The organism is Streptomyces bluensis, from assembly GCF_014650715.1.
GTDB classification, from domain to species: domain Bacteria; phylum Actinomycetota; class Actinomycetes; order Streptomycetales; family Streptomycetaceae; genus Streptomyces; species Streptomyces bluensis.
In genome coordinates, this window is sequence record NZ_BMVM01000023.1 from 45,706 (window position 1) to 65,315 (window position 19,610).

Below are 19,610 nucleotides of genomic sequence, written 5' to 3' on the forward strand. Positions count from 1 at the left end.
GCGCTGCGTCGAGGGCTCCGGCACCCTCCGCCAAGCACGGATCGGCGCCTCTGGCTAGCCATCTGACACCTTGCCACCCGATCGGGGTGCGCCCACCGTGGCGCCGGCCTTGACGCCGCCGTCCTTGCCGCTCGACGGGGCCTCAAAAGACTCCAACGCCTCCAGGACGTCCTGGACACGGGAGATCTCCGCATTGATGTCCTCACGGCGCCGCACGAGGACCTCCAGCTCACGCTTGCCCTCCTCGACCGTGGCCCGCGCCTCGCGGATCGCCTCGGCCTTGAGCTCCTCGGCCTCCCGGACGAGCGTGTTCTTCTTCTGCTCGGCCTCCTTCAGGAGCCCCTCGGCCTTCTTCACGGCGGCGATACGTACCTTGCCCGCCTCGGAGTTGGCCTCGGAGACCAGTTCCTTGGCCTTCGCCTGGGCCTTCTCCAACTGCTCCTCGGCGGCCTTGATGAGCGCGTCACACCGGTCGCCCGCGGCCCTCATCGTCTCGGCCGACTCGCGGCGGGCCCGCTCGTGCAGCGCCTCGATCTCGCCCGTGATGCGGTCGCGCAGTTCCTCCGCGCGCTCTCTGATCGCGGTGGCGTCCCGCCGCGCGCCGACCAGCAGCTCGTCCGCGTCGGCACGGGCCCGCTCCACGCGGGAGTTGCCCTCCCGGGTCGCCTCCGAGACCAGGCGGTCGGCCTCCGTACGCGCCGCGCCGACCATGGTGTCGGCCTGCGCCTCGGCGTCCGCGGTGGTCTTGTGCGCGGTCGCCTGCGCCTCGGAGATCAGCTTGTCGGCCTCGGCGGCCGTCTCCGTGATCAGCTTGTCGACCTGCTCGGCCGCCTCGGAACGCCGCTTGTTGGCGTCCTTGCGGGCCTCGTCCAGCAGCCGGTCGGCCGCATCGCGCCCGGCCGTGGTGAGCCGCTCGGCCTCGGCCTCCGCGTCGGCCCTGAGCCGCTCGGCCTCGGCGCGGACCCGCTCGGCGTGCTGCTGCGCGGAACCGACCGTCTCGGCCGCCTCGGCGCGCAGCCGCTCGGCCTCACCGGTCGCGTCCGCGAGGAGCTTGTCGGCCTTCGCGACGGACTCGGCGCGCCGCCGCTCGACCTCCGCGGCCGTCTCGCTGGTGAGCCGCTCCGCCTCGGCCGTCACCTCGGTGATGAGGGTGTCGGCCTGGGTGGCCGCGTCCGAGCGGATCCGGTTCGCGTCCTCGCGGGCCTCCGCACGGGCGCGCGAAGCCTCCTGCTCGGCGGCCGCGATGGTGTCCGACGCCTCGGTGCGTACCCGCTGGGCGTGATCGGACGCCTCGGCGCGCAGCCGCTCGGCCTCCCCGATCGCCTCCGAAACCGTGCGCTCCGCGAGCGACTTGGCGGCATCCGACTCCGCCGCCGCCTCGCGCCGGATCCGGGCCGCGTCCTCACTGGCCCGCTCCCGCTCGGCGTACGCGTCGGCGCGAACCCGGTCCGACTCCTCCTCGGCTTCCCGCCGCATACGGTCCGCCACATGCTCGGCGGCGTTGCGCAGCCCGGCGATCTCCTCCTGGGCCTGCTCGTGCAGCCCGGCCACGGAGTCACGCACCTGCTGGGCGTGCTGCTCGGCGGCCGACACCATCTCGGTGGCCCGCCGGTCGGCCTCCTCGACCAGCCGCAGCGCCTCGGCCTCGGCCTCCTCCACGCGCTTGCGCGCCGAGGCCAGCAGTTCCTCGCTCTGCTCCCGGGCCCGCTCGCGCTCCTGGTCGGCCTCCTGCCGGGCGGCGCCGAGGAGTTCCTCCGCCTCGCGGCGGCGCCGGGCGGCCTCCTCCTGTGCGGCGGCCAGCGTCTCGGCGCTCTCGGCCGCCAGCCGCTCGGCCGCGGCCAGCGCCTCGGCCCGCACCCGGTCGGCGGTGTCCTGCGCCTCCGACTTCAGCCGCTCCGCCTCGGCCGCGGCCTCCGACCGCAGGCGTACGGCGATGGCCTCGCCCTCGGCCCGGGACGCGGACGCGTCGGAGGCGGCCTCGTCGCGCATCCGCTCGGCCTCGGCCTCGGCCTGCGCCTGGAGCGTACGAATCCGCTCGGCGGCCTCGGAACGCAGCCGGTCGGTCTCCTCGGCGGCCTCACGGCGGATCCGCTCCGCCTCCGCGCGGGCGTCGCTGAGCGCCTGCTCCGCCGAGGCGAGCCGCTGTTCGGCCTCGGAGCGCAGCCGGTTCAGCTCCTCGGCGGCCTCCTCCTCGCGGGACGCGACCGCGCGCTCCGTCTCCTCGCGCAGCTCACGGGCCGCGCGCTCGGCCTCTTCCTTGATGGCCTCGGACTGCTCGACGGCCTCGGCGCGGTGCCGCTCGGCCTCCTTGCGGGTGCGGTCCAGGGTCTCCTCGGCCTGGCGGCGCAGCGTCGAGGCACGCTCGATGGCCTCCGTACGGACCTTCTCGCTGTCCGTCGTGGCCGACGTCCGCAGCTCGTCCGCGTCCGCCTTCGCCTTGGCCAGCAGCTCCTCGGCGGTCTTGGCCGCCTCCTCGATCTGCTGGACGGCCTCGCGGCGTGCCTCGGAGCGGATGCGCTCGCCCTCGGCGACCCCGTCGGCCCGGAGCTGCTCGGCCTCGCCGCGCAGACGGCGCGCCTCCTCCTGCAACTCCACCGTCTTGGCGCGGTACTCCGCGGTGTCGTCCTTCGCCGCGCCCTTGAGCTGCTCGGCCAGGTCGTGCGCCTCGGCACGCAGCCGGTCCGCCTCGGCCTCGGCCTCCCGGCGGATCCGCTCGGCCTCCTCGGCTGCCGTCTTGGTGGTGTTCCTGGCGTCCTCCGACGCCTTGTTGAGGACGTCCTCGGCCGTCTTCGCGGTCTTGGCGAGCTGAGAGGCGGATTCCTCCGCGGTGATGCTGCGAGCCTTCTCGGCCGCCTCGGCGAGGATCTTCTCGGCCTCGGCGCGGGCGTCCGCGACGATGTCCTCGGCGGCGGCCTTGGTGCTCTCGGCCTCCTTCGTGGCCTCCTGGACCAGACGGGCGACCTGTTCCTTCGCCGTCCGTGTGCGCTGCTCGTTCGTCGACTCGGCGTTCGCCAGCGCCTTGGCCGCGGCCTCCTTGGCCTCGGCGACCACCTTGTCGGCCTCGGCGCGGGCCTTCTGCAGCGCCGTCTCGGCCTCGGCCATGCGCTGCTCGGCGGCCCGGCTCAGCTCGGTGGCCTGACGGCGTGCGCTGTCCGACTCGCTCGCGGAGGTGGAACGCAGCTGCTCGGCGTGCTCGGTGGCCTCCTGGGCCTGAGTGGAGGCGGCGTTCAGCAGCCGCTCGGCGTCGGCGCGGGCCCGGCGCAGGATCTGGTCCGCCTCGGCACGGGCCGACTCCGCCTCGTCCTGGAGCCGCTGACGGGCCTCGCTCGCGACCCGCTCGGCCTCGGCACGGGCCGCGGCGAGCGCCTGGTCGGCCTCGGCACGGGACTGGTCCAGCAGACGGCGGGCCTGCTGCTCGGTGCGGGCACGCAGCTGCTCCGCCCAGGCCACGTTCTCGTTGACGTGCGACTCGACGGTCTGGCGGCGCTCGGAGAGCTCCTGGTCGAGCTGCTGGCGGCGCGACACCGCCTCGGCGTGCAGTTCGGCCTGGAGGCGGGCGGCCTGCTCGGCGTGCTCCTGGAGGATGCGCTGGGTCTGCGCGCGCGCCTGGCTCAGCTCGCGCTCGGCCTCGGCGCGCAGCTGGTCGGCCTGCACCTGGGCCTGACGGAGCATCTGATCGGCCTGGTAGCCGATGTCGGACCCGTCGAACGCGGGTCGGGACATGAGGGTGCGGCGCGCCTCGTGAAGCTTGGCGCGCAGCACCTCGACCTGGTAGCCGAGGTCCTCGGCGTGCTGGATCGCCTTTTCCCGCTCGGTCTTCAGCCGCTCCATCTCGGCCTCGAACCGAGAGAGGTGGTCGACGTCAGCCGCCGGCTCTCGCTCCTGGCGTTCGTAGCCCCGCACTGCGCGGTCCCATCCGTCCCCTGGTCGCAAGCTTCTCCAAACGAGCTCCGTCCAACCGCCGAACGGGGCCCCCGGGGAATGGTGTCAGATCAACGGCGGAGCGCGGGCTGCCGCCCTAACCCTCGTCCCCCGAAACCTGGACCCCGGCCCTTGGATCCCGTCGTCGGAAGGCGGCAGGATCCGGGCCGCCTCCTCACAAGGCGACGGCCGACACCAACCCTACCGGCCCCTATGTACGGGGGTCAGTGCTCAGGTGACTCAACCGGTGCCGAAGTGACCAGTTCTGTCAGTACGCCATGGCAATCCTTGGGGTGCAGGAACGTGATCCGTGACCCCATGGAACCGCGCCGGGGCTCGTCGTACAGGACCCGCACTCCCTTGTCGCGGATCTCGGCGGCGTCCCCGTCCACGTCTGCCGTACCGAACGCGATGTGGTGGACCCCCTCGCCGTTCTTCGCCAGCCACTTCGCGACGGTGGAGTCCTCCCGGGTCGGCTCCAGGAGCTGGAGGTACGACGCGCCGCCGTCGTCCGTGCCGTTGATCCTGAGCATGGCCTCGCGCACGCCCTGCTCCTCGTTGACCTCGGAGTGGAACACCTCGAAGCCGTACGTGGCCCGGTAGAACTCGACGGACGCGTCGAGGTCGAAACAGGCAATCCCGATGTGGTCGATTCGCGTCAGCATGATGTCAGTGCACCGCTACCGGAGCGGTTACGCAACGTGCGCGCGATCACACCGACGGCCAGATGACGCGATGGCCTACCGCTCAGTACATTCGAAGTAAACCCTCGTTCACTCCTCGGCTGTGAAGCCGGATAGGGGATCGCACCTCATGACTGGAACGAACGGCAACACATCGGTGATCGTCGCGGGCGCGCGTACGCCCATGGGGCGGCTGCTCGGTTCCCTGAAGTCCTTCTCCGGAGCCGACCTCGGCGGCTTCGCGATCAAGGCCGCCCTCGACCGTGCGGGGATCGGTGGCGACCAGGTGCAGTACGTGATCATGGGCCAGGTGCTGCAGGCCGGGGCGGGGCAGATCCCGGCGCGCCAGGCCGCGGTCAAGGCGGGCATCCCGATGAACGTCCCGGCGCTCACCATCAACAAGGTGTGCCTCTCGGGCCTCGACGCCATCGCGCTCGCGGACCAGTTGATCCGGGCGGGTGAGTTCGACGTGATCGTCGCGGGTGGCCAGGAGTCCATGACGAACGCCCCCCACCTGCTGCCCAAGTCCCGCGAGGGCTACAAGTACGGCGCGGTCGAGATGCTCGACGCGATGGCCCACGACGGTCTGACCGACTCCTTCGAGAACATCGCCATGGGCGAGTCGACGGAGAGGCACAACACGAAGCTGGGCATCGGCAGGGCCGAGCAGGACGAGATCGCGGCCCTCTCGCACCAGCGTGCCGCGGCCGCGCAGAAGAACGGCGTCTTCGAGGCGGAGATCACGCCTGTCGAGATCCCGCAGCGCAAGGGTGACCCGATTGTTTTCAGCCAGGACGAGGGCATCCGCGGCGAGACGACGGCCGAGTCGCTGGGCAAGCTGCGTCCGGCCTTCACCAAGGACGGGACCATCACGGCGGGCTCCGCCTCCCAGATCTCGGACGGTGCGGCGGCCGTGGTCGTGATGAGCAAGGCCAAGGCGGAGGAGCTCGGCCTGGAGTGGATCGCGGAGATCGGCGCGCACGGCAACGTGGCGGGGCCGGACAACTCCCTGCAGTCCCAGCCGTCGAACGCCATCGCGCACGCGCTGAAGAAGGAGGGCCTCGATGTCGCGGACCTCGATCTGATCGAGATCAACGAGGCCTTCGCCGCGGTCGCCGTCCAGTCAATGAAGGACCTCGGAGTGTCCCCGGAAAGGGTGAACGTCAACGGTGGCGCCATCGCCCTCGGCCACCCGATCGGCATGTCCGGCGCCCGTCTGGTCCTCCACCTGGCGCTGGAGCTGCGGCGGCGGGGCGGTGGCGTGGGCGCGGCCGCGCTGTGCGGTGGCGGCGGGCAGGGAGACGCGCTGATCGTGCGGGTACCCAAGCCCTGACCCCGCGGTACACCCACCCATCGCCTTGGATCTCACCGGGTCTCACGGGACTCGGACTCGGACTCGGACTCGCTGAACGGGAGCTGTGATGCAGGACGTCCCCACACTGGTAGCCCAGGCCAGGGAAGGCCGGCCGCGGGCCGTGGCCCGGCTGATCTCCCTGGTGGAGGGGGCGTCCCCGCAGCTCCGTGAGGTCATGGCGGCGCTGGCGCCCCTGACGGGCGGGGCGTATGTGGTGGGCCTGACCGGCTCTCCGGGTGTCGGCAAGTCGACGTCGACGTCCGCGCTGGTGACGGCCTACCGGAAGCAGGGCAAGCGGGTCGGGGTCCTGGCCGTGGACCCGTCGTCGCCGTTCTCGGGCGGCGCCCTGCTCGGTGACCGCGTCCGCATGTCGGAGCACGCGTCGGACCCGGGCGTGTACATACGTTCCATGGCCACGCGGGGGCATCTCGGCGGGCTGGCCTGGGCGGCGCCGCAGGCGATCCGCGTCCTGGACGCGGCGGGCTGCGACGTGATCCTCGTCGAGACGGTCGGCGTGGGCCAGTCGGAGGTGGAGATCGCCTCCCAGGCGGACACCTCGGTGGTGCTCCTGGCGCCGGGCATGGGCGACGGCATCCAGGCGGCGAAGGCCGGGATCCTGGAGATCGGCGATGTGTACGTGGTCAACAAGGCCGACCGTGACGGTGCCGACGCCACGGCCCGCGAGCTGAACCACATGCTCGGGCTCGGCGAGTCGCGCGGGCCCGGCGACTGGCGGCCGCCGATCGTGAGGACGGTCGCGGTGCGGGGGGAGGGCCTCGACGAGGTCGTCGAGGCCCTGGAGAAGCACCGGGCCTGGATGGAGGAGCGGGGGGTGCTCGCGCAGCGGCGCCTGTCCCGTGCCTCCCGCGAGGTCGAGACCATCGCGGTGACGGCCCTGCGGGAGCGGATCGGTGACCTGCACGGGGACCGCCACCTGAGCGCGCTGGCGGAGCGGATCGTGGCGGGTGAGCTGGATCCGTACCGGGCGGCGGACGAACTGGTGGCGGGCCTGACGGAGGGCTGAGCAGGGGGGTGGCCTCGCCCCCGCCGCCCCCACCCGTCCCCTCCCCAGGGGCTGCGCCCCTCCGACCCCGCCCGGGGGCTTCCGCCCCCTGGGACCCCGGGCCTGCGCCCTGGACCGCGCCTCCGGGGGCCGGCCCGGACCCCCGCTCCTCAAACGCCGGAGGGGCTGGAATGTGCGGGCGGTGCTGGAGTGTGCGGGGTGGGGCTTGCGCGGAGTGGGCTGGGCTTTCTGACCTGGGCTGGGAGCTTCCGTGGGGGCCTCAGGCGGGGCCGGGTGCCCCAGCCCGTCCGGCGTTTGAGGACGAGGCCGTTCAGGCCGACACGGGGGGTCTGGGGGCGGAGCCCCCAGGGGACGGGAATGGGTAGGGGCGGCGGGGGCGAAACAAACCCTCCGGCTCAGTCGTCCCCGTCGTCCGACGAACGGTCCGCCGTGACCTTGGCCGTCGTCAGGTTCACGGTCCACTCGCTCTCCGCGCCGTTGGTACCCGTGGTGTCGATGTCCCAGCCACGTCCGGACCCCTCGTCTTCGAGTTCGACCGACGTCACCGTGCCCTTCGCGGCTGCGGCCTCCGCCGCCTCGGCGGCCGAGACGGAGCCGCCCTGAAGGGCGGCGCGGGCCTCGGCGGCGTCGTCGGCGTCCTCCTGCTCGGTGTGGGAGCCGAGCACCTTGCCCGTACCCGGGTCGACATGGACGGTGTGCCAGGTGTTCCCGGACGAGAGGACGTCGACCTCCCAGACCAGGTTCGTGTCCTCGCTTTCGAGTTCGGCCTTGACCGCCGTACCGGACTTCGCCGCCAGCGCGGCCTTGATCGCCTCGGCGGCCGTGAGCTTCGCCGCCCTGGCCTCGGCGGCGTCCTCGGCGTTGTCGTCGCTGCTGTCCCCGCCGTGCCTGTCGTCCCCGCCGTCCCTGTCGTCCGCGCCGTTCCTGTCGTCCGCGCCGTTCCTGTCGTCCCTGTCGTCCCTGTCGTCCGTTCCGTTGGTGTCGTCGTCCTGTACCTGCACGCTCGACCGCTGCGCGGGCGCGTCGTCGTCGCCCGAGACCGCGAGGGCGGTCGCGGTACCGCCGCCGATGAGGGCGGCGGCCGCGATGGTGGCGATGACGATGTTGCGCTTCATGGGGTTCCTCCCGTTTACGGATCCCGCGACCGCTACCGCCTGGTGCGATCGCTTTCGACGGGAACCAATCTCGCCCAGGCACGCTGAAGCCGACCTGAAGTCCCCTGAAGACGCCTTCAGGTTCGGTTTGCGACGCTGTCCGCATGCGTCTGTTGATCGTGGAGGACGAGAAGCGGCTGGCCCTTTCGCTCGCGAAGGGGCTCATGGCCGAGGGCTTCGCCGTGGACGTCGTGCACGACGGCGTCGACGGGCTGCACCGGGCCAGTGAGGGGAGGTACGACCTCGTCATCCTCGACATCATGCTGCCCGGCATGAACGGCTACCGCGTGTGCGCCGCCCTCCGCGCCGCCGGCCACGACGTGCCGATCCTCATGCTCACCGCCAAGGACGGCGAGTACGACGAGGCCGAAGGGCTCGACACGGGCGCCGACGACTACCTGACCAAGCCCTTCTCGTACGTCGTCCTCGTGGCCCGAGTGAAGGCGCTGCTGCGCCGCCGGGGGCCCGCCGGGGGCTCGCCCGTGCATGTGGTCGGGAACCTGAAGGTCGACACCGCCGCCCGGCGGGTCTTCCTCGGCGAGGACGAGACGGTCCTCACCGCCAAGGAGTTCGCCGTCCTGGAGCACCTCGTCGTACGGGCCGGCGACGTCGTCTCGAAGGCCGACATCCTGGACCACGTCTGGGACTTCGCGTACGACGGCGACCCGAACATCGTCGAGGTGTACGTCAGCACCCTGCGGCGCAAGCTCGGTGCCGGGCTCATCAAGACCGTGCGCGGGGCCGGATACCGGCTGGAGGCCAGGTGAGACGCCGTCTGGGGTCCGTACGGGCCAGGGCCACGCTCAACGCCACCCTGGTCGTCGCCGTCGCCCTGGTGGCCGCCGGCACCGCCGTGCTGCTCGCCCTGCGGGCCAACCTCATCGACCAGGCCGATGTCAGGGCCGAGAACCTGGCCCGAAAGGTGGCCCTGGACCTGGCGTTCGGCGTCCCGGCCGCCGAACTGGACCTCCCCGACGCCGGGGACAGCCCCGTCCAGGTCCGGAACGCGCAGGGACGCGTGGTCGCGGCGGACGACGACGTGGAGCGTATGAGCCCGGTCTCGACCGGTTCGGGGCGGGCGGCCGAAACTCCCGCCACCGGTGACGACGACGGCGACGACCACGGCGGCGACCGGGACCGTGACGACGACCGGGACCGTGACGACGACCCCCCGGCCGTCGGCGAGATCTCCGGGGAGGCACGGATCACGCAGGGCGCCGCGACGGTCGACGGTCACACCGGTGACTACCGGATCGCCGAGGTCGACGTGACCACGTCCCGGAACGTCACGCTGACCGTGTACGCGGGTGCCTCCCTCTCCGCGGAGGAGGGCGCCGTCGGCACGGTGCAGACGGCCATGCTGATCGGGCTTCCGCTGCTGCTGGTGACCGTGGGCTGCGCCACCTACGTCGTCACCCGGCGCGCCCTGCGGCCCGTCGAGGGCATCCGGGCCGAGATGGCCGCCATCACGGCCTCGGAGGACCTCTCCCGGCGGGTGCCCGAGCCCGGCACGCACGACGAGATCGCCCGGCTGGCCAGGACCACCAACGAGACCCTCGCCGCCCTGGAGACGTCCGTGGAGCGCCAGCGCCGCTTCGTCGCCGACGCCTCCCACGAACTGCGCAGTCCCATCGCCTCGCTGCGCACCCAACTCGAAGTGGGCGCCGCGCACCCGGAACTGCTCGATGTGGAGGGCGCCGTCGAGGACACCGTACGACTGCAGCGACTCGCCGCCGATCTGCTGCTGCTGGCCCGCCTCGACGCGGGGGAGCGGCCGCAGGACACACGTTTCGACCTGGCGAAACTGGTCCGCGAAGAGGCCGGTGGGCGCGACCGGGTGCACCTCGACGGGGTGGGTTCCGTCGAGGTGGCCGGATCCCGCGGTCAGTTGGTACGGGTCCTCGCCAATCTGCTGGACAACGCCGAGCGGCACGCCCGCGACCGTATCGACGTCGCCCTGCGCACCGAGGGCGCCTGGGTGGTGCTCGGGGTCGCCGACGACGGCTCGGGCGTCCCGGCCGCGGAACGGGAACGGATCTTCGAGCGCTTCGTCCGGCTGGACGAGTCCCGCAGCCGCGACGACGGCGGAGCGGGCCTGGGCCTGGCGATAGCCCGCGACATCGCCGTACGACACGGCGGCACGCTCAGGGTGGGGGAGGCGCCACAGGGCGGAGCGCTCTTCGAACTCAGGGTGCCCACAGCGCTCTGAAGCGAACGGGCAACCGGCAGTCCCCCCACCCGCCCTCAGTGGAGCGTCACGGCTTGCCCCGATGCCCCCGCAGGTGCTGCGCGATCGGCGCCAGCGACTCGTGCAGCTGCTCCATCGCCTCGGGCGGCAGCAGATCGATGAAGTGCCTGCGCACGGACGCCACATGATGCGGCGCGACCTTCTGCATCGTCGCCATGCCGTGCTCGGTGAGTACCGCGTACAGCCCCCGGCGGTCCGACTCGCAGTTCTCGCGCCGTACCAGGTTCGCGTTCTCCATGCGGGTGATCTGGTGCGAGAGGCGGCTCTTGGACTGGAGGGTGGCGGACGCGAGGTCGCTCATCCGCATCCGCATGCCCTCCGACTCGGAGAGGTTCACCAGGATCTCGTAGTCGTTCATTGTCAGGCCGAACGGCTGCAGATCTCTTTCGAGCTGGTGCGTCAAGAGTCTGTTGACGTCCAGGTGGGTGCGCCAGGCGCACTGCTCCGCATCGGTCAGCCAGCGCGTGGCCGTCTCGGTCTCCATGAATGAAGTCTACCTAAGAGGTTGAAAGGCGAACTAATGAGCGCTTTACGGGGACGGGATGTGTGACAGGGTTCACGCGTTCGATGTCACACTCCGCAGACTACCGTTCACAGCCCGAAGCGACGCTGGAGATCACCGAGCTGTCCGGGAAGGCGCGGTGACCCCGCCTGCTGCCCGTGCTGCCCCTGGTGACCGGGCGCCCCTCCGGAGCCCGGCACGCCCGGCTCGTGCGGGACGGCCCCGGTGGCCAGCTCGGCCATCAGCGCCTCCGAGGACTGCAGGAGCACGGTGCCCGCCCCGACGAACTCGAACTGGTGCTCCTCGCCGGAGGTGCCGCCGATGCCCGTCATCGCACGTAGACCGCCCATGACCCCTGTCATGTACCCGTGGTCATAGTGATGGCAGGGCGAGGGGCAGTCGGCCCAGCCGACCAGCGCCTGGGGGTCGACCCGGATCGGCGGTTCCATGAACGCCACCGGACCGTTCGAGGCGGCCACGAACTTTCCGGTTCCGATCAGCGTGAGAAAGCCCGGCACGATCGACTGCTTGAGCGACAAGCTTGGCTGAAAAGCGAGCAAGTTGCCCGAGCGAATGGTCAGGTTGCCGTCGTCCAGGTCGTACGAGTTCACGTCGAAGGCCCGGTCGGCGAGGAGCATCTTGCCCGAGCCCTCCGCCACGACCCAGTCGCTCGCGTGCAGAGGCGAATGGAACGAGGTACGGACGAGACGGTCCAGCCGGCCGTGCCCGATCCCGTTGAAGTCGATCGACCCGTAGTAGGCGATCATCTTCCCCTTCTGCAGGAACCACTGGCTCCCCTTGAGCTCCACGCAGAAGGTGTAGCTGTTGACGTTGTCGTCGGCCGGCAGCGTCATCGGGTCGTGGACCACCGGACCGCCCGGGCTTCCGTATGCACTCACCGTCACAGTTTGTCCTCCGACGCCTGGACGTACACCGCGCCACTGCCGCTCAGCTCCAGCTGGAACGCCTCGCCCGAGCCGCGGCCCACCATGTCGCGCCAGCCGAGCGCCGTGGACAGCTTGTTCCGTACGTCGCCGTGGTGCGCCACGTACGCCTGCGGGTCGACGTGCACCGGGCGCTGCGGGGCGATGGGGACCTCGATGACACCGCCGTGTGCCATCACGGCGACGGAGCCGTGCCCCGCCAGCGTCGTCGTGAACAGGCCCTGTCCCGTCACCTGCCCCCGCACCATCCCCATGACCCCGCCCTGCGAACCCATGAACATCGTGCCCTGTTGCAGCGTGCCGTCGAAGGCGAGGAGACGGTCCGCCTCGACGTACAGCGTGTCACCGGCGAGCTCGATCACCTGGACGTGGTGGCCGCCGTGCCCGAAGAGCACCGTGCCGCTGCCCTCCACGGTCATCAGCGGTGTCGCCTCGCCCGCCACCCGACGGCCGATCATCGACATGATCCCGCCCTGACCGCCCTGCGTGTTGGGCGTGAAGGACACCTCGCCCTTGTAGGCGAGCATCGCCCCGCGCTGACTGAAGAGCCGCTGCCCCGGGGCGATCGTCGCCTCGATCATCTTCGAGTTGATCTCACGAAAGGGCATGTCACGCATCCCCCGCGATCGTGTTCCGCTCACTCGGCTGCACATACACCAGCCCGTCCCCCTCGAACCGGATCTGGAAGGCCTCGCCGCCGCCCTCACCCATGAACGTGCGGAACGTCACGCCCGACTGGAAGGACTGCCGCACATTCCCCTGATGCGCGATGTACGCCCCCGGATCGACGACCAGCGGGTACTGCGAGCTCACCCGCAGCAGCACGGCCGGCCCGTCGGACATGATCGCCGCCTGCCCGTGCCCCTCGACGGTGGTCGTGAACAGCCCGTTCCCCTGCGAGGCCCCGCGCAGCCCCGTGAAGGAGGTCCCGGTCCTCAGCCCCGCGTCCGTCGCGAGCAGATTGCTCGACTCGACGTACAGCTTGTCGCCCTGGAGGTTCACGAGGTTGATCTCGGAGGCCCGGTCCGCGAACCAGCACGTCCCGTGCCCCTTCACCTCCATCACGGTCATCTGCTCACCGGTGAGGCGCCGGGTGACCATCCCCCGGACCCCCTCCCCGCCGCCACTCATCTTCTTGAAGGCCATCTGCCCGTCGTACGCGACCATCGAGCCGTTCTTCGCCTTCACGGCGTCCCCGGTCATGTCGACGGCGAGCACCTTGCTGCCTTGCAGTCGAAACATCGCCACGCAGTGAAGGTAGCCGCAGCCGGGGTGAACAGGACAGGGCCCGAGGGTGGATCTCCACCCCGAGACGACCCTTAAGGGTGACAGCCGCGGGGGGCGGGGAACCCCGGCGCGCCGACGGCGGCCGAATGGCCACCCCCTCCCCGGCCGCACGGGTCGCGGATGCCACAATGGGGGCGCTTGTGCGTGCGTTCACAAGGCTCGACCACTCTCCCATCGAAGGTGACCCGTGGACATAAAGACCGCCTCCGCCCTCCGCCGCCTCCGCCTCGTCTCCGCCCCCGAGGCGGTGTCCTTCCTGCTCCTGCTCGTCTGCTCGGTGCTGAAGCGGACCACGGACTTCAACGCGGTGCCGGCGATGGGCATGATCCACGGCATCCTCTTCATCCTGTACGTGATCTTCTGGGCCGACGCCTGGAACCGCACGAAGTGGTCCCTGAAGACCGCCGCCCTCTACTTCGTCCTCTCCGTCCTCCCCGCCGGCGGCTTCTTCGCCGAGCGCAAGCTGCGCCGTGAGGCCGAGGACGCGGTGATCGCCTCCCGTGCCCGTAAGGAAGGGACCGTCAACGCATGATCGTCGCCTTCTCCGTGACGCCGCTGGGCGTCGGTGAGGATGTCGGGGAGTACGTCGCCGAAGCGGTCCGGGTCGTTCGCGAGTCCGGGCTGCCCAACCGTACCGACGCGATGTTCACCTCGATCGAGGGTGAGTGGGACGAGGTGATGGAGGTCGTGAAGCGCGCCGTCGCCGCGGTGGAGGCGCGGGCGCCTCGGGTGTCCCTGGTCCTCAAGGCCGACATCCGGCCCGGCGTCACGGACGGTCTCACGGCGAAGGTGGAGACGGTGGAGCGGCATCTGTCGTCTTGACGAAACCGCCGAGCCGCTGCCGCGGGGTGGCGGGGGCGCGTCTCGTCTGCCGGGTTCCTGTCGGTGGGCGGCTGCGGGTCGTGTGTGGCTGGTCGCGCAGTTCCCCGCGCCCCTTAAAAGCCTGGGGCGCGCCCCCCGCTTATCCCCTGCGCCCCCCGCGACCTGAGGACGGAGACCCTCCGGCGCGCCCCTGACCCACACACACGCATAGGCGGCGCGAACCCCCACGGCCCAAAGCCGCCCCGAACCCCAGGCGCCCACCCCTCACCGGCCCAACCGCCTGAGGCATCCCGCACGCCTCCTTTCGGAGGTTTCCAGGGCGATGTGCACTCAAAAGTCCATCTTTGTGTGGATATTGTGCATCCGTATGGAAATCGTCTTTTCTGATCTCTGGAGGGCGCTGTGCGGCCCGAGGGCTACGACTACGACACCTACAGCCAGCTGGCCGGACCGCTCACGGAGCCGTCAGAGGAGCCCTCCGGGGCCGGGTCGTACCGGGTGCAGTACGTCAAGCTCCTCGCTCGTGAACCCCACCCCTTACGCGCCGTCCTGTTGATGACCCTCGCGCCCGTCCTCACGGGCGTGCTCCTCGTCTACCTGGTCTGGCCCACCCACTGGGTCGAACGCGAGGGAGCCGACGCATGGCTGATCGGCCTCGACATCACGATGCTCGTGTGCGTCGGCCTGATCGAGCTCTTCATGCTCGTGAACGTCATCTCCATCGCCCACGCCACGATGGTCGCCCGCGACCCCGTCCCCGTAGTCCCGGAACAGGGCACCCGCGTCGCCTTCCTCACCACGTACGTCCCGGGCAAAGAGCCCCTCGCCATGGTCCGCGCCACCCTCGAAGGAGCCGTCGGCATCCACCACACCGGCCCCGTCGACGTCTGGCTCCTCGACGAGGGCGACGACGAGCAGGCCAAGGCCCTGTGCGCCGAACTCGGGGTACGGCACTTCACCCGGCACGGCGTGCCCCGGTGGAACCGCCCCAAGGGTGTCCACAAGGCCCGCACCAAGCACGGCAACTACAACGCGTGGATCGCGGTGCACGGCGACGACTACGACTTCTTCGCCTCCGTGGACACCGACCACGTCCCGCTCCCCATCTTCCTCGAACGGATGATGGGGTACTTCCGGGATCCGAACGTCGCCTTCGTTGTCGGGCCCCAGGTGTACGGCAACTACGACAGCCCCGTCACCAAGGCCGCCGAGTCGCAGCAGTTCCTCTTCCACGCCCTCATCCAGCGCGCCGGCAACCGCTACCGCGCCCCCATGTTCGTCGGCACCAACAACGTCGTACGGATCGCGGCGGTCCGGCAGATCGGCGGGTTGTACGACTCCATCACCGAGGACATGGCCACCGGCTTCGAACTGCACCGGCGCCGCAACCCGCAGACCCGCAGGTACTGGCGGTCGGTCTACACGCCCGACGTCTTGGCCGTCGGGGAAGGGCCCGCCTCCTGGACCGACTTCTTCACCCAGCAGATGCGCTGGTCGCGCGGGACGTACGAGACGCTCCTCAAGCAGTACTGGAGGGCGCCGTTCACCATGCCTCCCGGCCGCTTCTTCTCGTACACGCTGATGCTCGTCTACTACCCGATGTCAGCCGTCAACTGGTTCCTCGGCATTCTCAGTTGCGCACTGTTCCTGTGGTTCGGCGCGTCCGGCACCCAGGTCGCCGCCTCCGTGTGGCTGATGCTCTACAGCGACGCCGCCGCCCTCCAGATCGGGCTCTACCTGTGGAACCGGCGGCACAACGTCTCGCCGCACGAACCGGAGGGCTCGGGTGGTCTCGCCGGGATGGCGATGTCGGCGCTCTCCGCGCCCATCTACCTCAGGTCCCTCGGCGCCGCCGTCCTCCGCCGGCCCTGCCGTTTCGTCGTCACCCCGAAGGGAGACGGCGCCAGCCCGGACCGGCTGCTGACGTTCCGTGTCCATCTGTTCTGGGCGGTGGTCCTCGCGTCCTCGCTGATCGCGTCGGCCTTCCTCGACCACAGCCATGTGGCCCTGCACACCTGGGCCGTCCTCGCGCTGGTGGTCTCCCTCGCGCCGGTCGCGGTGTGGACCGTCGAAGGGCGCATGGCCCGCCGGACGGACACCGCACGACAGGAGCAGCGCACTGTCGCCCCCCTCGCACCGGTCGCAGGTGGTCCGGACGTCCCGGTGCCCACGCGTACCCGCGTCCCCGCTCCTCCCAAGACCACCGTCCCCCGCATCACGATCTCCCGCATCACCGTCCCCAGCACCACGGTCTCCAGCACCACGTTCCACGGAATCACCGTCGGGGGCACCACGGTGCACAGCCCCGTCCTTCAGGGCGCTGTCCCGCTTCCGGGTGCCGCCCTCTCCGCGGTGCCCGCCCCCGGCGCCGCCCCGCCCGACACCACGATCTCCAGCACCAGAACAGGGGGCACCTAGACCATGGCCCACAAGCCTCTGGAACGGACCATCCGGACAAGGAGCACCAACCCCACCAGGAAGACGCTGCTGAGGATCGGCGGCGTCGGCCTGCTCCTCGGGCTCAACGCCCCCGCCGCTGTGGGCTTCGCGCAGGAGAAGTACCACGAGTGGAAGATCGCGCAGCCCGTCTACAAGGCGCAGTACGGCTCCTGGTCTCAGGTCGACATCCCCGAGAAGTACCGCACCAACGCCATCCACGCGGCCCTCCTGCACACCGGCAAGGTGCTGATCGTCGCGGGGTCGGGGAACGAGCAGAAGAAATTCGACGAGGGGTCCTTCGACACCGTCCTGTGGGACCCGAAGAAGAACACCTTCAAGAAGATCCCCACCCCGGAGGACTTCTTCTGCGCCGGACACGCCCAACTCCCCGACGGCCGCCTCCTGGTGGCCGGCGGCACCGCCCGGTACGAGCTGCTCGACGGCGAGGTGAAACGGGCCGGCGGCGGCATGCGCATCAAGAACGAGAGCCCCGACAGGGCCGTGGTGCTGAAGAAGGGGACGCGGTTCCGCTCGCCCACCGGCATCGAGTACGTCAGCCGGTTCGACGTGACCGTGCCGAAGGCCAAACGCACCTTCGACGTCACCTACGACGACGACGGCGTCATGCAGCCCTGGAGGACCAAGGTCACCGCGAGTGAGGCCCGCGTCTGGGTGGAGGCGGTGGAGGAGGGGCCGCGATCGGTCACCGACAAGCAGGCCCAGTACGAGATCGTCGGCCTCAAGGGCAGGGTGGCGGCCAACACGTACGGCCTCTCCGAGAAGATCACCCTGGAGAAGCAGGACTTCCAGGGCATCAGGGCGGCGTACGAGTTCGACCCGAAGGCCGAGAAGTACGTCCCCGTCGACCCCATGGACAAGGCCCGCTGGTACCCGACCCTCGTGGGGCTTCAGGACGGGCGCGTCCTCGCCGTCTCCGGCCTCGACGACGTCGGCGTGGTCGACCCCGGCGACAACGAGATCTACGACCCGGAAACCAAGAAGTGGGAGCCCGGCCCCAAACGGTACTTCCCGACCTACCCCGCCCTGTTCCTCACCAAGGGCGGCAAGCTCTTCTACCCCGCGTCCAACGCCGGGTACGGACCCGCCGACAAGGGCCGCGTGCCCGGGCTGTGGGACCTGCGGACCAACACGTTCGAGCGGGTGCCCGGTCTGAAGGACCTGGACCAGACGGAGACCTCGTCCTCCCTGCTCCTGCCGCCCGCCCAGGACCAGAAGGTGATGATCCTCGGCGGCGGAGGCGTCGGGGAGTCGAAGAAGTCCACCCGCCGCACCGCGGTCGTCGACCTGACGAAGGCCCGTCCCGCGTTCGAGGACGGTCCCGACCTGCCCCAGGGCACCCGCTACCTCAACAGCGTGATCATGCCGGACGACTCCGTGTTCACCACCAACGGCTCCAGTGGCTACCGCGGCCGCAGCGCCAGCAACATCCTCAAGGCCCAGTTCTACGACCCGAAGGCCAACGTGCTCCGGCCCGCCGCCGCACCCAGGGTCGGCCGCAACTACCACTCCGAGGCCCTGCTCCTGCCCGACGGCCGGATCGCCACCTTCGGCTCCGACCCGCTCTACGACGACCAGCAGAACACCAAGCTCGGCCACTTCGAGCAGCGCATGGAGATCTACACCCCGCCCGCGCTCCACAAGAACGGCAGGCACCGGCCCGTCCTCGGCGACGGCCCCGAGAAGACCGACCGGCGCGGCCGGGCCACCTTCGCCACCGACCACCCGGAGCGCATCACCAGGGCCCGGCTGATGCGGCCCAGCGCGGTCACCCACACCACGGACGTGGAGCAGCGGTCCATCGCCCTCGGACTCACCCGGACCAGGGACTCGATCACGGTGGACGTACCGCGGGACCGCACCCTGGTGCCGCCCGGCTGGTACATGCTCTTCGTGACGGACGCGGACGGCACGCCGTCGGAGGCCAGGTGGATCCAGGTCGAGTAGGAGAAAGAAGTACGGGGGAAGTCGCGCGCTACCCCTTGGAGCCGCGCTACGCCTTGGAGCCGCGCTACGCCTTGGAGCCGCGCTACGCCTTGGAGTTGCGTGCCAGCCCCAGGGCGTACGCCGGCCACCATGTGCCGGCCGCGGGGCCGCCCCGGCACTCGCCGTCCGACTCCCCGGGGCGCTTGATCCACAGATAGGCGTCGAGGGCGGGCTCGCCGGTCTCGGTCGTCGGGCGGGTGCCCAGGGCGCGGCCCGGCGGGTTGCACCAGGCCGTGCCGCGGTCGCCGTTCAGCGGGCCGTTGCCGTTGCGGCTGCTGTCGACGACGAAGTGCTTCCCGCCGAGCCGTTCGGACAGCAGCAGCCCGTACGCCTTGGTGGCCTCGTCCGTCTGGAAGTTGGAGACGTTGAGCGAGAAGCCGTCCGCCTCGGCGATGCCGGCGCGCCGCAGCGGCCCCGCCAGCCTCCAGTGCTCCTGGATCCAGGTCGCGTTGCCCGCGTCCAGGTACACCTTCGTGTGGGGCTGCGCCTTCAGCCGGCCGATCGCCTCGCGCAGCAGCTGCTCGCGCTCCGCGTGGTACCTGCGCGGTGTGCACCCGTCCACGATGTGGGCCACCGCGTCCGGTTCGAGAACGACCAGCGCCTTGGTGCCGCCGATGGCGTGGGCGAACCGGTCGATCCAGTCGCGGTAGGCGCCCGCGTCGCGCGCGCCGCCCGCGGAGTGCTGGCCGCAGTCGCGGTGGGGGATGTTGTAGGCGACGAACAGCGCCGTGCGGCCCTCCTGCTCCGCCGCCTTCGTGGCCTCCCTGATCGCCGGCGCCGGGTCGTCGCCCGCGGGCCACAGCGCGGCCGGCTGGTCCGCGATCCGCTTGAGCAACTCGGCGTCCTTCGTCCGGCCCTGCCGCTGCCACTGCCGCATCTGGAGGGCCGCCGGGCTGGACGGATCGACCCAGAACGGTGACCCGGGGGCCGGACTGGCCTTCCTGGCGGCCTTCGCGGTGGTGCCACCGGCGATGGACGACGTTCCGCCGTCCAGGAGCCCGGACGAGCAGCCCGCCGCGAGTCCGAGCACCGCGAGTGCCGCGAGGATACGGATCAGCCGGGACATGCTGCTCCCTCGATTACCTGGGATGGTGACAGTAAGTGACGATTATGGACGAATGGTGATGATTCGGTCGCCCATGGTTCCACAGCGGGCCTGGGCGACTCGGATACGACACCGGGGCGCCCCGCGGGAAAGGCGGCGAGACCGGAGAGCGGCGGACGAGGC

16 protein-coding genes are annotated in these 19,610 nt (G+C 70.8%); 8 read left to right on the forward strand and 8 right to left on the reverse strand.

Annotation, left to right across the window (positions count from 1 at the left end; genetic code table 11):
- Positions 1-54: 54 nt before the first annotated feature.
- Positions 55-3,903 (reverse strand): polarized growth protein Scy, encoded by a 3,849-nt coding sequence (scy, locus tag IE262_RS35095; RefSeq protein WP_189879488.1) that lies wholly within the window; start codon positions 3,901-3,903, stop codon positions 55-57.
- Positions 3,904-4,145: 242 nt separating this feature from the next.
- Positions 4,146-4,586 carry a methylmalonyl-CoA epimerase gene (gene mce / locus IE262_RS35100; RefSeq protein WP_134029992.1) on the reverse strand — a complete coding sequence of 147 codons (441 nt, stop codon included), beginning with the start codon at positions 4,584-4,586 and terminating at the stop codon, positions 4,146-4,148.
- A 148-nt stretch (positions 4,587-4,734) separates the two neighbouring features.
- On the opposite strand from mce, the gene IE262_RS35105 reads away from it, so the two are divergent.
- Together IE262_RS35105 and meaB are read left to right on the forward strand one after the other, a co-directional pair.
- Positions 4,735-5,937: an acetyl-CoA C-acetyltransferase gene (locus IE262_RS35105; RefSeq protein ID WP_134029995.1), complete on the forward strand. Its 1,203-nt coding sequence runs from the start codon at positions 4,735-4,737 to the stop codon at positions 5,935-5,937.
- An 88-nt stretch (positions 5,938-6,025) separates the two neighbouring features.
- Positions 6,026-6,982 (forward strand): methylmalonyl Co-A mutase-associated GTPase MeaB, encoded by a 957-nt coding sequence (gene meaB / locus IE262_RS35110; protein WP_134029998.1) that lies wholly within the window; start codon positions 6,026-6,028, stop codon positions 6,980-6,982.
- A 395-nt stretch (positions 6,983-7,377) separates the two neighbouring features.
- Here the strand turns inward: meaB and IE262_RS35115 are convergent, their stop codons facing one another.
- Positions 7,378-8,097 (reverse strand): PepSY domain-containing protein, encoded by a 720-nt coding sequence (locus IE262_RS35115; RefSeq protein ID WP_189879490.1) that lies wholly within the window; start codon positions 8,095-8,097, stop codon positions 7,378-7,380.
- Between the two features lie 143 nt (positions 8,098-8,240).
- On the opposite strand from IE262_RS35115, the gene IE262_RS35120 reads away from it, so the two are divergent.
- Both IE262_RS35120 and IE262_RS35125 read left to right on the forward strand, forming a co-directional pair.
- Positions 8,241-8,903 (forward strand): response regulator transcription factor, encoded by a 663-nt coding sequence (locus IE262_RS35120; protein WP_189879492.1) that lies wholly within the window; start codon positions 8,241-8,243, stop codon positions 8,901-8,903.
- Complete coding sequence (locus IE262_RS35125) at positions 8,900-10,345, forward strand: sensor histidine kinase (protein ID WP_189879494.1); 1,446 nt, start codon at positions 8,900-8,902, stop codon at positions 10,343-10,345. Before IE262_RS35120 ends, IE262_RS35125 begins: the two co-directional genes overlap by 4 nt.
- Positions 10,346-10,391: 46 nt before the next feature.
- On the opposite strand, the gene IE262_RS35130 is transcribed toward IE262_RS35125, so the two are convergent.
- From IE262_RS35130 to IE262_RS35145, 4 genes are all read right to left on the reverse strand, one after another.
- Complete coding sequence (locus tag IE262_RS35130; protein WP_134030010.1) at positions 10,392-10,868, reverse strand: MarR family winged helix-turn-helix transcriptional regulator; 477 nt, start codon at positions 10,866-10,868, stop codon at positions 10,392-10,394.
- Between the two features lie 107 nt (positions 10,869-10,975).
- The gene (locus tag IE262_RS35135) at positions 10,976-11,785 is read right to left on the reverse strand and encodes an AIM24 family protein (RefSeq protein ID WP_189879496.1); all 810 of its coding nucleotides are present in this window, start codon (positions 11,783-11,785) and stop codon (positions 10,976-10,978) included.
- A gap of 2 nt (positions 11,786-11,787) precedes the next feature.
- The gene (locus tag IE262_RS35140) at positions 11,788-12,438 is read right to left on the reverse strand and encodes an AIM24 family protein (RefSeq protein ID WP_134030016.1); all 651 of its coding nucleotides are present in this window, start codon (positions 12,436-12,438) and stop codon (positions 11,788-11,790) included.
- Position 12,439: 1 nt separating this feature from the next.
- Positions 12,440-13,072: an AIM24 family protein gene (locus tag IE262_RS35145; protein WP_134030248.1), complete on the reverse strand. Its 633-nt coding sequence runs from the start codon at positions 13,070-13,072 to the stop codon at positions 12,440-12,442.
- A 232-nt stretch (positions 13,073-13,304) separates the two neighbouring features.
- Here IE262_RS35145 and IE262_RS35150 point away from each other — a divergent pair, with 232 nt between their 5' ends.
- From IE262_RS35150 to glxA, 4 genes are all read left to right on the forward strand, one after another.
- Positions 13,305-13,649 carry a DUF3817 domain-containing protein gene (locus IE262_RS35150; RefSeq protein ID WP_134030019.1) on the forward strand — a complete coding sequence of 115 codons (345 nt, stop codon included), beginning with the start codon at positions 13,305-13,307 and terminating at the stop codon, positions 13,647-13,649.
- Positions 13,646-13,939: an MTH1187 family thiamine-binding protein gene (locus IE262_RS35155; RefSeq protein WP_134030022.1), complete on the forward strand. Its 294-nt coding sequence runs from the start codon at positions 13,646-13,648 to the stop codon at positions 13,937-13,939. The genes IE262_RS35150 and IE262_RS35155 overlap by 4 nt, the downstream gene beginning before the upstream one ends.
- Positions 13,940-14,341: 402 nt before the next feature.
- A complete protein-coding gene (locus IE262_RS35160) occupies positions 14,342-16,357 on the forward strand; it encodes a glycosyltransferase family 2 protein (protein WP_229877818.1) in 2,016 nt (671 codons plus the stop codon).
- Positions 16,358-16,360: 3 nt separating this feature from the next.
- A complete protein-coding gene (gene glxA / locus IE262_RS35165) occupies positions 16,361-18,343 on the forward strand; it encodes a radical copper oxidase GlxA (RefSeq protein WP_189879498.1) in 1,983 nt (660 codons plus the stop codon).
- An 82-nt stretch (positions 18,344-18,425) separates the two neighbouring features.
- On the opposite strand, the gene IE262_RS35170 is transcribed toward glxA, so the two are convergent.
- Positions 18,426-19,448 (reverse strand): glycoside hydrolase family 6 protein, encoded by a 1,023-nt coding sequence (locus tag IE262_RS35170; RefSeq protein WP_189879501.1) that lies wholly within the window; start codon positions 19,446-19,448, stop codon positions 18,426-18,428.
- Positions 19,449-19,610 lie beyond the last annotated feature (162 nt).